Below are 13,704 nucleotides of genomic sequence, written 5' to 3'. Positions count from 1 at the left end.
ATTAGGGTTTGCAGGAACGGCCTCCCTATACAATAATGAAAGCGAGAACTAGTAGAGGATGTGGAATTAGGGACTTTACACCATTGTCCCGGTTTATCGATCATATCACCGCCTGGCGCATTTCGTGGCGGAATAGGTAACCTCACGAAGGCGGTCGCCCCAGAGTAATTGACTGCCTATGTTCAACGGGGAATGATAGCATTTAATAAAAGAGTAGCAGTCTAGGACTTTATTTCTCGTCCATGTCTGCTGCTGTTTCGTTATTTGGATAAATGTATGTTATAGGAGGCGGTTCATGGAACACAATTACGAAGGTTTTCTCATAAGCGACGATAAAGCATTGCTGAAGATAGACGCGATCTGCGGCTTCTTATCTAGGAGCTACTGGGCGAATCAGCGTCCTGTTGAAACGATCCTGAAGTCCATCGCGAATTCGGAATGCTTCGGGATTTATGATGGTGATCGGCAGGTTGGCTTCGCCCGTATCGTCACGGACGGAGCAACGGTGTACTACCTGTGCGATGTTTACGTTGATGAAGCGTACCGGGGAACGGGCGTCGGGAAGAAGCTGATCGAAATTATCACGGAACACTATGAAGGCATGCTGGGGTTGCTAGGGACGCGGGATGCGCATGGATTATATGAGAAATACGGCTTCACGCGTAATGCGGAGCGGTTCATGCTGCGAAAGCCTCGTTAATAGGGGAGAGAGCAGGTGGTAAACGCAGACTTGCAGAGGCGAATATCGCGGCAGCTGCTTATAGCGGTCTCGCGGTAACCGATGAAAGCCCCATAGCCGCTCCGTCCGGCGAGGTGGTAGACTTGAAGGATGCATGTTCCCTTTCATAATAGGGCAGTCATGCAATGAAACGGACAGAAAGCAGCGTGACGCCCTTGAACCGAGACGACCAATTGACCGTACAAGAAGTGCTGGAGAGGCCTGTTTTTCGAGGCGCTTATCTTGCGGCAGGCAAAGCGGGACTGCACCGGCTTGTGCGCTGGGTGCACATCATCGAGGTCATTCATTTCGACCAACTGCTGCAGGGCGGGGAAATGATCCTCACGACGGGGGCCGCGTTCAAGAACGATACGGCGGCCTTCATGACGTACCTAAACCAGCTGGTTCATAATCAGGTGGCTTGTCTATGCATCGAGATGGGTCATCATCTAAATACGATCCCGCCTGAATGGCTGAATGCCGCGGAAGCCGTGGACCTGCCGGTCATCGTGTTTCCGCACAGCGTTCGGTTTATCGATATTACGCAGGATATCCATGCTTACCGGATTAACCAGCATCATCTGGCGTTGAAGGAATTGGAGAAGACCTCCCGCGCGTTCCATCGCATGACGCTGACCGCCCAAGGCGTGCATCAGGTATTGAATCTGCTGCATAGCAGCACGCAAGCGGCAGTTATCTATATGCCGCAGGACGGGCAGATCAAGTTCGTTCCGTCCGTATCCGAGCAGGATGCCGGCAGCTGGCTTGCTTTTCTGGCGGAGCAGCTGAGCTTGCAGCCGGGCCAGCCTGGCGAGGGGGATGGGGCTGCCCCTTTCATCGCCGCACGGAACGGGAACACCGTGATCATTCAGCCTATCGGCGCCATGGGCAAGACCTGGGCGCATCTTGTCCTGTCGCTCAGCCGGAAGCCGCAGGAATACGAATACCTGCTCATGGACTCGGCTTCCCTGTCGATCGCGCAGGATTTGCTGCGCAAGCGCTATGTCGAAGAGCGCAAATTGTATTCGCAGACGCTCTGGATGGATGAACTGCTGCATATGCGGATGCGGGACGAGGAGCAGGTCAAGCTGCTCATCGGTCACGCCTATAAGCAGCTGAACGAGCTGCCGTATCATGTCGTCGTCATCGCATTCGAGCAGAGCGAGAGCGCCGGGATGTCGGACGACGGCGCGGAGTCTGCGGGCATTCATCTCTCGCTCGCGGTACGCACGGTCTTCGAGCAGTCGACGTTCCATCCCTTAATTACGCTCAAGAACAACCGCCTCGTCATCGTCGCCTTCGATAAAGCGCCGAAGAGGCCGGTCAAAGAAAGGCTGCAGCAGGCCTTTCAAGCGCTGCAGCTGCTCAAAACGGGAGAGGACATCAAGCTGACAATCGGAATCGGCCAGGCGGGCCGCGGCTTCATGCAAGCGCATGTCGGCTACCAAGAGGCGCTGCAGGCGCTGTCGCTGTCGCCGATCTTGCGAACGAGCCCGCTGTTCTTCGACGATATCGGCGTGTTTAACCTGTTATTTCATATTGCCGACAAGCAAATATTAACAACCTTCGTACGCACGTATTTAGGTCCTATTCTCGATCATGACCAAGCGAAAGGCAGCGATCTGGTGCATACGCTGAAGGTATACCTCGACAACGACGGGTCGAAGCGGGCAGCGGCCGAGCAGCTGTTCATCGTTAGGCAGTCGCTGTACTACCGGCTGGACAAAATCGAAGAGCTGGTTGGCGCCGATTACATGCTGCCCGAGAAACGGTTGGCGCTGCAGGTTGCCATTCGCGCTTATCAGCTGCTTCACCCCGACACTGACATGTAAAAAGTTTGTCAGGATTTCTGACATAGTGTCTAATGGAACTGCTCCGAAATCGTCTTATAGTTGTCTCATCAACGACTAAGAATCCCGTTAAGGGGATCGAGGAGAGGCTGAGGACAATGCATATCGGGGTACCTAAGGAAATCAAAAATAACGAGTTTCGCGTCGGTATGACGCCAGGCTCCGTGCATGCGTATACGAAAGCGGGCCATGACGTTCGGGTAGAGACCATGGCAGGACACGGCATCGGGTTCGCGGATGCGGATTACACGGCTGCTGGCGCAACGATCGTGGCGACCGCGGCCGAAGCATGGGCCGCCGAGATGGTCGTCAAAGTCAAAGAGCCGCTTCCCGCAGAATACGGTTATTTCCATGAAGGGCTGATTCTGTATACGTACTTGCATCTTGCGCCTGAGGCGGAGCTGACCGAGGCATTAGTAAGCAAGCGGGTCACCGCAATCGCGTACGAAACGATCCAGCTGAGCAACGGCAGTCTTCCGCTGCTGACGCCGATGAGCGAAGTCGCCGGCCGGATGTCCGTGCAGATCGGTGCGCATTTCCTTGAGAAGGCGCATGGCGGCAAGGGCGTGCTGCTTGGCGGCGTTCCGGGCGTAGAGCCCGGCAAGGTGGCGATTATCGGAGGCGGTATCGTCGGCGCCAACGCGGCGAAGATGGCGGTTGGACTCGGCGGCGAGGTGACGATCGTCGATCTGAACCCCGACCGGCTGCGTCAGCTGGACGATCTATTTCAAGGCCGCGTGAAGACGGTTATTTCCAGTCCCTACAACATTGCCGAGGTCGTGCGCCGTGCCGATCTCGTTATCGGCGCCGTCCTCATTCCGGGTGCCCGTGCGCCGAGGCTCGTGACCGAAGAGATGGTGAAATCGATGAGTCCCGGCGGGGTCATTGTCGATGTGGCGATCGATCAGGGCGGTTCGATCGAGACGATCGACCGTATCACGACGCATGATGATCCAACCTACGTGAAGCACGGCATCATTCATTACGCGGTCGCGAACATGCCTGGAGCCGTAGCGCGCACGTCTACGCTGGCGCTCACGAATGCAACCACGCCTTACGGCTTGCAAATCGCGGACAAAGGCGAGCGCGCAGCCCTGCACAATCAGGCGATTGCCAAAGGAATCAACGTCATTGCCGGGCATGTGACGTATCAAGCCGTTGCCGAAGCGCATGGCTATGCTTATACGGATGTTTACGCGCTCCTGCGTTAGGTCATCCTGGGTTCTCGGACTTCCGCCGATGGCGGAAGTTCTTTTTTTCGCGCGCGAGTGGACGGGGATTCGCTTGAATCACCGAACGATTTGCCCGCCGGCGAATACTGTAATAGAACAGGCCGGAAGGGGGAACAGCATGTGGCAACCATTACGTTGGCAGCGGTCGGAGACTTGCTGATGAGGGGTGTAATTATCGAGTCCGCGAGGCGGACGAATCGAGCTGGTAAGAATGAAGGCTACGCGTTCGGACCGATTTTTGCGAAAGCTGCACCTTATTTGAAGAGGCCGGACGTGACGATAGGAAATCTGGAGACAACCTTATCAGGCAAGCGATGGTTCGAGCAAGGCGCTGGGAAACGTTACAAATACGAACGGGTGAGCCGCTTCGGTAACCCGATGTTCAATTGCCCGGATGAGCTGGCGCTGACGCTGAAGCGTATCGGCTTCGACGTTCTGACGACGGCGAACAATCACTGCATGGACGGCGGTACCGCCGGCTTGAAGCGGACGCTGGGCGTTCTTGACAGATATGGCCTTAGGCACACGGGCACGGCACGTTCGCCCGAGGAATCGAGGCGGCTTCTTATCGTTCGCGCCAAGGGAATCAAGCTGGGCATTCTCGCCTACACGTACGGGACTAATTCGCTTCCGGTACCGGAGCCGTGGCTCGTGAACGGAATCAAGCCTAATCAAATCATTGCGGATATGAAGCGATTGAAGGCGAGGACGGATGCTATTATCGTATGTATGCATTTCGGACAGGAATATAAGCGCATCCCGAACGACAGGCAGCGGAGCTTGGTCCGGCTGCTGCTGGAGCATGGCGCCAATGCGGTGATTGGCGCGCATCCCCATGTGATTCAGCCCGTCGTGAAGAGCAGGACGAAAGACAATTACGGCCAGGTTCGCACACGCGTCGCCGCCTATTCACTTGGCAATTTCGTCTCTGACCGGCTCTACGGAAACGCGCTTACGATCCGCGGCATGATCTTGACGCTGACCATTCGGAAGGACCGCAGCGGGAAGACCGATATTACGGGAGTCCATGTCCGTCGTACGATCGTTAAGCAGACCATGAGAAATGGCAGACCTGTATTCCGCATTGTCCCGCAGTAACGGCAGGCCTTCTATGGGACTGTCTAGTTGATCATGGGATTAATTTGCCGAAATTCCCCGGAGAACTGTGTCACAATGGCTTGAATTTCCTCGATTTTGTCCGGTTTTAAGATGCTGATCAACTTCGGGATAAACTGTTCGATATCATCGGTGGAGAAGGTGCCTTCATCTTGTTTTCTGAAGTTTCCCTCAAGGATGAATCTAGCTTCTTCCTCGTTGCCCTCTTGAACCCGTTGTAATATAAAATTCAAAAACATGTCTTGTCCTTGCTTGTCCATTCGTTTGGCCTCCTAAAGAGAATAAATATAACACCTTTTGGTTTTGTTTTTCATTATAACACCAATAGGTGTTATGTCAACTTGTCTTTATGGTGCTGATGGAACGTGCTATAGGCGTATTTCAAGTTCAATTTCATCATGAATGGGAATATCGTGATTTCCAATATGCGGGATGGTTGGCTTTAGCTTTCTGGCTTCATCCACTGTGTTTGGGTATACGGCGGTTATTCGATAGCCTTGCTTTTGATAAAACCTTAATGCGTTTATATTATCATTTGTTGTGATGAGCCAAATGCGATTCACGCCCAATGGCTGAACGGTCTGCGCTACAGCAGTCATTAATTTACTCCCGATCCCTAAGCCTTCTACGGTCGCATTCAAACTGATCAATTCACATTCTTCATCGCGTACATGATAAGCAACCGCTCCAACCCGTACACCTTCACACCAGGCTATGAGGGCAGCTGTATCCTGAACGTGGTACGTTTGGCCTTTGGATATGACGATTTCGCCTCCCCATTCTCTAAGCCATAGTTCTCTCAACCATTCCTTGTCATCGTCGGTCACTGAAGCGAGTATGCTAACTTCGTTCATTTTGTCCATCCATGTCGATCCCCTTTGCTTGTAGATTTACAGCTTGATTGCAACGATTTGATGCTTGACGAAACTAAACGTCGTTCGGCTTCCTCATTTTTTATTCACCGTCGTGTTATCGTATTCCTCGCTTACAAAATATCGGAACCAATCCTAGTTGACTTATGAAGCTGCGCGTCCGGGTCCGCATGACACCATTGACAATGTCGAAGGCGGCGTGTGACAATTAGAGCAGGATTGCAAACAACATATCGAAACGAGTGGGTCGCGATGAAGTATTGGCGAAAGCATGATACCGGACAATCGCATATTCCCCTGATCAAAAAGGGACCGCGTGGAAGCTAACAGCTTCTGCTCGGTCCCTTTCTTATGTTAAAGCAAGAAAGGGGATTCATGGAAATGGTTGTTGCACAGCATCAAGAGAGGAGGGTTGACATGACACCTGTCATCCTGGACGGAGAGAAGTTAACACCGGAATTGGTTATGGAGGTGGCTTATGAACATCGCGAGGTGATGCTCTGTCATGATGCCCGCGAGCGCGTGAAGCAGTGCCGCGAGATGGTGGAGGAGCTTGTTGCGGGCGGTAAGGTCGTGTATGGCGTCAGCACGGGATTCGGTAAATTCAGCGACGTGCACATCTCGCCGCAAGATACGGCAAAGCTGCAAGTCAACCTCATACGCAGCCATGCCTGTGCCGTCGGAAGCCCGCTGCCTGAAGAAACCGTACGGGCGCTCATGCTGCTTCGCGCGAATGCGCTTGCCAAAGGCTATTCCGGCATTCGCCTGGTAACGCTCAGCCTGCTCATCGATTGTATCAATCACGGTGTGCATCCGGTCATTCCCGAGCAAGGATCGCTCGGCGCGAGCGGAGATTTGGCGCCTTTGTCCCATCTTGCCCTTGTGCTGATGGGCGAAGGCGAAGCATTCTATCAAGGTGAACGGCTTTCTGGCGCCGAGGCGCTCGCCAAGGCGGGGCTCGAGCCGATCACTCTGCAGGCCAAAGAAGGGCTCGCGCTCATCAACGGCACGCAAATCATGACCTCGCTCGGCACACTAACCTTTGTTAAAGCGCGGAGATTAGCACGGATCGCGGATGTCATCGCTTCGCTTACGCTGGAGAGCCTGCGGGGAATCCCGGATGCCTTCGCTGAGGAAGTGCATCTTGCCCGACCGTACCCCGAACAAATCGGCGTAGCGAAGAATCTACGCGCCCTGCTGAAGGGCAGCCGATTAACGACGCGTCAAGGCGAAATTCGGGTACAGGATGCATACTCACTCCGCTGCTTGCCGCAGGTTCATGGCGCGACTCGCCAAGTTCTGGCTTATGCAGAGGACAAATTGACGATTGAAATCAATGCCGCGACGGATAATCCGCTCTTGTTCTTAGAGGATGGGAAGGTCATCTCTGGCGGTAATTTCCATGGTCAGCCGATTGCGTTTGCAATGGATTTTCTGAAGATTGGCATGAGCGAGCTTGCGAATATATCGGAACGGCGCACTGAACGCCTCGTGAATCCCGCGCTGTCCGGCGGTTTGCCCTCTTTCCTCAGCCATAATCCGGGCATCGGCTCAGGTCTCATGATCACGCAGTATGTAAGTGCCTCGCTCGTATCGGAGAACAAAGTGCTTGCGCATCCTGCGAGTGTAGATTCCATTCCGTCTTCGGCCAATCAGGAGGATCATGTGTCCATGGGCACGACTGCCGCAAGACATGCGGTTCAGGTGATCGATAACGTCTCCAAAGTGCTGGCGATCGAATTGCTGTGCGCGGCAGAAGCGGCCGAATTTATCGGCGTCGACGGGCTTGCGCCCGCAACCCGCGTGCTCTACGAAAGCCTGCGTGCCATCGTTCAGCCGGTTATTGAAGATCGTTCCACGTCCGGCGATATCGAGCGAATTGCGGCCGCCTTGCTGTCCGGCGATTGGCTGGATGCGATCGAAGCCGTTTCCGGTCCTTTGTATTAAACCCAACACTCCCTAGGAGGAATTTACAATGACGACGAAGCATGATGCCGAACCCAAACGCAACATTCGCGCCCCGCGCGGTACGACCTTATCCTGCAAAGGCTGGGTGCAGGAAGCTGCATTAAGAATGCTGATGAACAACCTGGACCCCGATGTCGCGGAGCGCCCGGAAGAGCTGGTCGTCTATGGCGGAATCGGGAAAGCGGCACGCAACTGGCCGTCCTACGACGCAATCGTACGCGAGCTGCAGCGGCTGGAAGACAACGAAACGCTGCTGATTCAATCCGGCAAGCCGGTCGGCGTATTCAGAACGCATGAACGTGCGCCGCGCGTACTGCTCTCCAATTCCGTGCTCGTGCCGAAATGGGCGACGTGGGAGTACTTCCGCGAGCTGGAGCAAAAGGGGCTGATGATGTACGGTCAAATGACTGCGGGCAGCTGGATCTATATCGGGACGCAAGGCATCCTGCAGGGGACATACGAAACGTTCGCCGAAGCCGCTCGCCAGCATGCCGGCGGAACGCTGAGAGGCACGCTGACATTGACAGCCGGCCTCGGCGGGATGGGCGGCGCGCAGCCGCTCGCGGTCACGATGAACGAAGGCGTCGTCATTGCGGTCGAAGTCGACCGGACACGAATCGAACGGCGTATTCAAACCCGCTACTGCGATGTGCTGGCCGAAACGCTCGATGAAGCGCTCGTCTTGGCGGAACAAGCCATTGCCGAGCAGCGGGCGCTTGCCATTGGGTTATTAGGCAATGCGGCTGATGTCTATCCGGAGTTCGTGCGCCGGGGCATCAAGCCGGATTTCGTAACGGACCAAACGTCCGCGCATGATCCGCTCGTCGGCTACATTCCGGCCGGCTTCGACTTGGAAGAAGCGGCCGGCTTGCGCACATACGACCCTGAGCGGTACATTCGCTTATCCAAGGCAAGCATGGCCGTACATGTTCAAGCCATGCTGGATTTGCAGAAAATGGGCGCGGTCGTATTCGATTACGGCAACAACATTCGTCAGGTCGCATTCGACGAAGGCGTAACGCAAGCCTTCGATTTCCCTGGCTTCGTGCCTGCTTATATCCGTCCCTTGTTCTGCGAAGGCAAGGGTCCGTTCCGGTGGGCAGCGCTATCCGGCGATCCGGAAGATATTCGCAAGACGGATGAGCTCGTCCTCCGGATGTTCCCGGAGAATGATCATCTTCGCCGTTGGATCGAGATGGCGAGCGAGCGCGTTGCTTTTCAGGGCCTTCCTGCGCGTATTTGCTGGCTGGGCTATGGCGAGCGGGAGAAGTTCGGTCTTGCGCTCAATGAAATGGTGAAGAGCGGCGAGCTCAAAGCACCGATCGTGATCGGCCGCGACCATCTGGACTGCGGCTCAGTGGCATCGCCGAACCGGGAGACGGAAGCGATGAAGGACGGCTCCGACGCGGTAGGCGACTGGGCGATTCTGAACGCGCTGATCAACGCGTCAGCGGGCGCATCTTGGGTATCCGTTCATCATGGAGGCGGCGTCGGCATGGGCTACTCCCTGCATGCAGGAATGGTTGTCGTGGCGGATGGCACCGACGAAGCGGCTGAACACCTGCGCAGCGTCTTGACCTCCGACCCGGGCATGGGCATCATCCGTCACGTAGACGCCGGGTACGATGAGGCGATCGACAGCGCGCAGAAGCACGGCATCCGCATACCTATGCGCGAGGAAGGCTAGGTGACCCTCATCGAACAGATGGATTTGTTATTGACGGGTATCGGTTGTTTGGCTACGCCTGCGGGGGACGTGCTGCGCAGCGGGAAAGAGATGCAGGAAATTCAAGAGATTAAGGATGCCGCAATCGCGATTCAAGGCGGCCGGATTGCGCTGTTCGGTGCAGAAGCGGATGTGCGGAACAAGCTGAAGGGCGCGGCCATAACGGAGACGCTGGACGCCGGGGGCCGCTTGGTTACGCCGGGCCTCATTGATCCGCATACGCATCTGGTGCACGGCGGGTCTCGCGAGCACGAGCTTGCGCTCAAACGCTCCGGTGTTCCTTATTTGACGATTCTTGCTCAGGGGGGCGGCATTCTAAGCACCGTGCAAGCTACCCGAGCGTCCAGTGAGCAGGCGCTGTACGAGAAAGCGTATCGCAGCCTCGATACGATGCTGATGCAAGGCGTCACGACGGTGGAGGCCAAAAGCGGCTACGGCCTTTCCTTGGAAGAGGAGTTGAAGCAGCTGCGCGCGGCGAAGCGGCTGAACGAAACTCATCCGGTTGACGTCGTGTCGACGTTCATGGGCGCTCATGCCGTGCCGTCCGAGTATAAAGGCCGGACGGACGCATACGTCGATCTCGTCTGCGCCATGCTTCCCGAGGTGGCGCAAGAAGGGCTTGCCGAGTTTTGCGACGTGTTCTGCGAGCAGGGGGTCTTTACGGTGGCGCAGTCGCGCCGGATCCTGCTCGAAGGCAGGCGGCTCGGCTTGATGCCGAAGATTCACGCCGACGAGATCGAGCCGCTGGGCGGCGCGGAATTAGCCGGCGAAGTCGGCGCCATATCTGCCGAGCATCTGCTCGCCGCTTCAGATGAAGGCTTGCGCCAGCTTGCGAAGGGCGGAGTCATACCGGTGCTTCTGCCGGGCACGTCCTTTAATCTGGGGATGAACAAACATGCGCGCGCCAGGGAAATGATTGACACCTATAACCTGCCGGTGGCGCTGTCTACGGATTACAACCCGGGTTCTTGTCCAACAGAATCCATGCAGCTGATCATCATGCTGGCTTCGTTGAATTTGAAAATGACGCCGGAAGAAATTTTGACAGCCTGCACGATCAATGCCGCGAACGCAATCGGACGAGGGCGGCAAATCGGTTCGATTGAAATCGGCAAACGAGCGGATCTATCGCTGTTCGACGCACCGAACCTGGCGTATTTACCGTACCACTTTGGCATCAATCATACATTTGGGGTTATTAAGAACGGCCAGCCCCTCGTATGGGACCGACAGATGATATATGCGCAAGCTGGGAAGGGGGAATCCGTGTCATGAACGAGAAGCAATCATTCCTAAAGCCCCCGGAACAGGCTGGTTTCCGAGATCATTTGGAAACCAAGGTTGCGCATTGGATTCGCCAATGGGATGGGCACGAGCAGTTGCTTGCAGGCATTGTCGGCGTGCCGCTCTCCAAGCCTTCGATTTCGATATCCAGCGCATCGACCACGCCTGCGGCAATCCGTACGGCATTCAAGTCGTTCACGACCTATTCCATGGAATACGGCGTAGATCTGCAGGAGATGGCCGTCCGCGATCTTGGCGACATCCACATGCACGTGACGGACATCGCGGAATGCCATCGGCGGATCGAGGAAAGCCTGAACGTGCTGTATCACGAACAGCCGTCGCTCGTTCCGATTATTCTGGGCGGGGATCATTCCATTACCTATCCGTCGATCCAAGCATTCTCGCGGCGTTATGAGGGAAAGAAAGTCGGGATCATCCACTTTGATGCGCATCACGATGTCCGGAATTTCGAAGACGGCGGCGTTACCAACGGCACGCCTTTCCGCGGAATATTGGAATCGGACCTTGTTGAAGGGCAGCACATCGTGCAAATCGGCATTCGCGGGTTTATGAATTCGAAGCCCTATCACGATTATGTGAAGAGCAAAGGCGTTCATGTGTACTCCGCGAGGGACGTAAGGCGGATGGGGATTGATCCTATTCTTGACCAGGCGATTGCGCTTGCTGGCAGCGGAACGGAAGCGATCTACGTCAGCTTCGATGTGGATGTCATCGATCAAGCTTTCGCTCCCGGCTGTCCGGCTGTCGGAACAGGAGGTATGCACCCTTGGGATGCGCTTGATGCGCTGCATCGTCTTGGCGCTCTGCCGCAGGTGAAAGGGATTGATTTTGTTTGCATCGATCCGTCCGTGGATGTGCGCAACGTGACGTCCCGGCTCGCGGTTCAGTTCATGCTCAGCTTCTTGGCCGGAATGGCGATTAGACCAGCTTGATTGTTATTGGTTTAATGTATGACAACTGGTTTGCCAAGACATTCGCATTAAAGAAGGATGGAATTCTGACCATCTATACCCCGCATGATATGGTTACGAAATGATTATCAGATAGATTGATTGATAAAAAATCAATGAAACAATCCATCCGATCGATCCGACAATTTTGGAAATTGAAATAGAAACGCTTGAAATACTTAATAAGGAGCCAAGCAACGGCTCCTATTTTTTTTCGACATTTTTCGGGTTTCAATTTTTTTGACTGACGAGTTTTCTGTTTTGTTAGCACTAAGGGGGAATATTAACATTCATATATCGGAAAAAGGCAGCCGGAGTGATACTGGTACCTTCAATCAACGGGGCCGGGCTATGTTTAAATGAAACCTGCTTTTGTGTGCTTCATATGGTCAACGTTTGCTAGTCTTTAGCCAGGTTTCGAAACTTGTTGTACCGCGAATGCTGGGATGCTCCATAGTTAAAGCTCCGGCTCGAAGTGCTCGGCCGAGTTTGCCTGGCAGAGGAACAGGCACAAGAAGCGCGCGTCGTCCGGTTAACAAGCGCCATGTAAGGGCTAACTCACGGGCCTCAATAATCTCTGGACCGGTGATACTAATTCGACCATTAAGTGGCCCAGATTCAACAACGTCGGAAATTGCTTGGGCGACCTCATCAACTGCGACGGTTTGCATCGGCATACGAATAGCTGGCAATATCCTCAAGTTGCCGGCTTTTGCAAGCAAGCCAGCGAAAAATTCATGGAACTGAGTCGCTTGCACGATACTCCATGGTACTGAGCCCTGTTCGGCTACACGTTCTTGCTCCGCCTTAACACGGTAATAGCATCGGCACACGCTCGCAGCCCACAATCGACACGCATATATGATGGCTGACACCTGCATTTTTTTCAGCCGCAAGCAGTCGACGTGAACCATCAACTAAGGTATCGGCTGCTTTCGATGTCGCATTATTGCTCGCATCAATAACCGTATCACAACCTTCCAAAGCGAAGTCCAGCCCTTCACCCGTCGTAAGGTCGACTCGGTACTTTGGCGAGGTTCGGCTGAGCACCCGCACCTCGTGCTTTTGCAATCGTAACTTATCAACAACTCGCCTTCCCAACGTTCCTGTTCCTCCAACTACAGCAATTCTCATAACAATCCCCCTATAATTAAAATTTAAATACCCTTGCACTTGAAACGAAATAAGCATTTGATTTGTGACATGGCCCAACCACATTATTTCGAGCTATATTCGTAAATCTCTAATCTGTCGAAACAAATCAGCTGCTTGTCCACGCAATCTTTCAATTGCTCCTTTACCCGTGCAAAAAGCGGTGGTCCTGTCTGGAGACTAATACTAGGCTGCCGTCACTTCGGCGGCTAGTTCGTCTTCTATCTGCAGGCAAAGAGGAATCTGATCATGAACAAGGATATTGGTATGACAAGGGGGGAATAGATGGTTCGGCTCGAGCCTGCCATATGCTTCTGGCGCGAAGTCATTGGAATTTACACGAATCAAGCTTATACCGAACAATATAGGGAAGATCGAAGGAAGTTCGTGCAATCCTTCAGTACGAAAAACCGTTCATAAAGCTTCTCTTGCGCGACAGCATGAACAATTCGGTTTTTTTTGATAAACTAGGATCAACAACATCATTTGGAGGCATCCATTCATGAGTCAACGCTATCGCATTACGAGAGAGTTTAAAGAAGGCGGGGATACGGGGCAAACGATCACGCTAGAGGAATGTAAGACATATTTCAGCACGAAGCCGGATTTCACGTATTCGTCGGTGTACACCGTGACAGGTTCTACCACCATGTCGATCGAGGGCGAGTTCTTCATGTGGAGCTTTGGCGAGACGCAAATTCCATTCCGATATTTTCAAGGTGATGTCTATGTTTCCGGCACGAATGAAGCCGTGATTCCCAAGATGCTTGAGGTAGCGAGCGATTTGGAAGCAGACGTGCAAGAAGGGTAAT

Annotated in this window: 12 protein-coding genes; 9 read left to right on the top strand and 3 right to left on the bottom strand. The window is 54.1% G+C overall.

Translation table 11 applies throughout. The features are described from left to right. Positions 1-295 precede the first annotated feature (295 nt). From KXU80_RS10735 to KXU80_RS10720, 4 genes are all read left to right on the top strand, one after another. On the top strand, positions 296-700 hold the full coding sequence (locus KXU80_RS10735; protein ID WP_219838167.1) for a GNAT family N-acetyltransferase: 405 nt from the start codon (positions 296-298) through the stop codon (positions 698-700). 164 nt (positions 701-864) lie between these two features. Continuing rightward, a complete protein-coding gene (locus KXU80_RS10730; RefSeq protein WP_219838166.1) occupies positions 865-2,550 on the top strand; it encodes a PucR family transcriptional regulator in 1,686 nt (561 codons plus the stop codon). A gap of 116 nt (positions 2,551-2,666) precedes the next feature. Next, on the top strand, positions 2,667-3,779 hold the full coding sequence (gene ald / locus KXU80_RS10725; RefSeq protein ID WP_219838165.1) for an alanine dehydrogenase: 1,113 nt from the start codon (positions 2,667-2,669) through the stop codon (positions 3,777-3,779). A 141-nt stretch (positions 3,780-3,920) separates the two neighbouring features. Next, positions 3,921-4,898: a CapA family protein gene (locus KXU80_RS10720; protein ID WP_219838164.1), complete on the top strand. Its 978-nt coding sequence runs from the start codon at positions 3,921-3,923 to the stop codon at positions 4,896-4,898. Between the two features lie 23 nt (positions 4,899-4,921). Here KXU80_RS10720 and KXU80_RS10715 read toward each other — a convergent pair whose 3' ends face one another. Together KXU80_RS10715 and KXU80_RS10710 are read right to left on the bottom strand one after the other, a co-directional pair. Next, positions 4,922-5,176, bottom strand: a complete 255-nt coding sequence (locus KXU80_RS10715) for a hypothetical protein (RefSeq protein WP_219838163.1) — start codon at positions 5,174-5,176, stop codon at positions 4,922-4,924. A gap of 108 nt (positions 5,177-5,284) precedes the next feature. Continuing rightward, complete coding sequence (locus KXU80_RS10710) at positions 5,285-5,779, bottom strand: GNAT family N-acetyltransferase (RefSeq protein ID WP_219838162.1); 495 nt, start codon at positions 5,777-5,779, stop codon at positions 5,285-5,287. A 426-nt stretch (positions 5,780-6,205) separates the two neighbouring features. Between KXU80_RS10710 and hutH the strand changes: the two genes are divergently transcribed. Genes hutH through hutG form a run of 4 tightly spaced genes read left to right on the top strand, consistent with a single transcriptional unit; the run spans position 6,206 to position 11,722 of the window. After that, a complete protein-coding gene (hutH, locus tag KXU80_RS10705; RefSeq protein WP_258171349.1) occupies positions 6,206-7,735 on the top strand; it encodes a histidine ammonia-lyase in 1,530 nt (509 codons plus the stop codon). A 28-nt stretch (positions 7,736-7,763) separates the two neighbouring features. Next, complete coding sequence (gene hutU, locus KXU80_RS10700; RefSeq protein ID WP_219838160.1) at positions 7,764-9,443, top strand: urocanate hydratase; 1,680 nt, start codon at positions 7,764-7,766, stop codon at positions 9,441-9,443. A 9-nt stretch (positions 9,444-9,452) separates the two neighbouring features. Next, positions 9,453-10,757 (top strand): imidazolonepropionase, encoded by a 1,305-nt coding sequence (gene hutI, locus KXU80_RS10695; RefSeq protein WP_308858300.1) that lies wholly within the window; start codon positions 9,453-9,455, stop codon positions 10,755-10,757. Next, positions 10,754-11,722: a formimidoylglutamase gene (gene hutG / locus KXU80_RS10690; RefSeq protein ID WP_219838159.1), complete on the top strand. Its 969-nt coding sequence runs from the start codon at positions 10,754-10,756 to the stop codon at positions 11,720-11,722. Before hutI ends, hutG begins: the two co-directional genes overlap by 4 nt. 825 nt (positions 11,723-12,547) lie before the next feature. On the opposite strand, the gene KXU80_RS10685 is transcribed toward hutG, so the two are convergent. Next, on the bottom strand, positions 12,548-12,874 hold the full coding sequence (locus KXU80_RS10685) for an SDR family oxidoreductase (protein WP_219838158.1): 327 nt from the start codon (positions 12,872-12,874) through the stop codon (positions 12,548-12,550). Between the two features lie 520 nt (positions 12,875-13,394). Between KXU80_RS10685 and KXU80_RS10680 the strand changes: the two genes are divergently transcribed. Then, entirely contained in the window at positions 13,395-13,703 is a 309-nt protein-coding gene (locus KXU80_RS10680) for a hypothetical protein (protein WP_219838157.1), read from the top strand. Position 13,704 lies beyond the last annotated feature (1 nt).

Origin of the sequence: Paenibacillus sp. R14(2021), assembly GCF_019431355.1 — a bacterium.
GTDB lineage: Bacteria > Bacillota > Bacilli > Paenibacillales > Paenibacillaceae > Paenibacillus_Z.
This window is presented reverse-complemented; position numbering and strand designations above follow the sequence as displayed.

Bases quoted from the DNA above. Each gene is read 5' to 3' on its own strand.
- KXU80_RS10735 (WP_219838167.1), top strand. From the start codon at position 296: ATGGAACACAATTACGAAGGTTTTCTCATAAGCGACGATAAAGCATTG.
- KXU80_RS10730 (WP_219838166.1), top strand. From the start codon at position 865: ATGAAACGGACAGAAAGCAGCGTGACGCCCTTGAACCGAGACGACCAA.
- ald (WP_219838165.1), top strand. From the start codon at position 2,667: ATGCATATCGGGGTACCTAAGGAAATCAAAAATAACGAGTTTCGCGTC.
- KXU80_RS10715 (WP_219838163.1), bottom strand. From the start codon at position 5,176: ATGGACAAGCAAGGACAAGACATGTTTTTGAATTTTATATTACAACGG.
- KXU80_RS10710 (WP_219838162.1), bottom strand. From the start codon at position 5,779: ATGGACAAAATGAACGAAGTTAGCATACTCGCTTCAGTGACCGACGAT.
- hutH (WP_258171349.1), top strand. From the start codon at position 6,206: ATGACACCTGTCATCCTGGACGGAGAGAAGTTAACACCGGAATTGGTT.
- hutU (WP_219838160.1), top strand. From the start codon at position 7,764: ATGACGACGAAGCATGATGCCGAACCCAAACGCAACATTCGCGCCCCG.
- hutG (WP_219838159.1), top strand. From the start codon at position 10,754: ATGAACGAGAAGCAATCATTCCTAAAGCCCCCGGAACAGGCTGGTTTC.
- KXU80_RS10685 (WP_219838158.1), bottom strand. From the start codon at position 12,874: ATGAGAATTGCTGTAGTTGGAGGAACAGGAACGTTGGGAAGGCGAGTT.
- KXU80_RS10680 (WP_219838157.1), top strand. From the start codon at position 13,395: ATGAGTCAACGCTATCGCATTACGAGAGAGTTTAAAGAAGGCGGGGAT.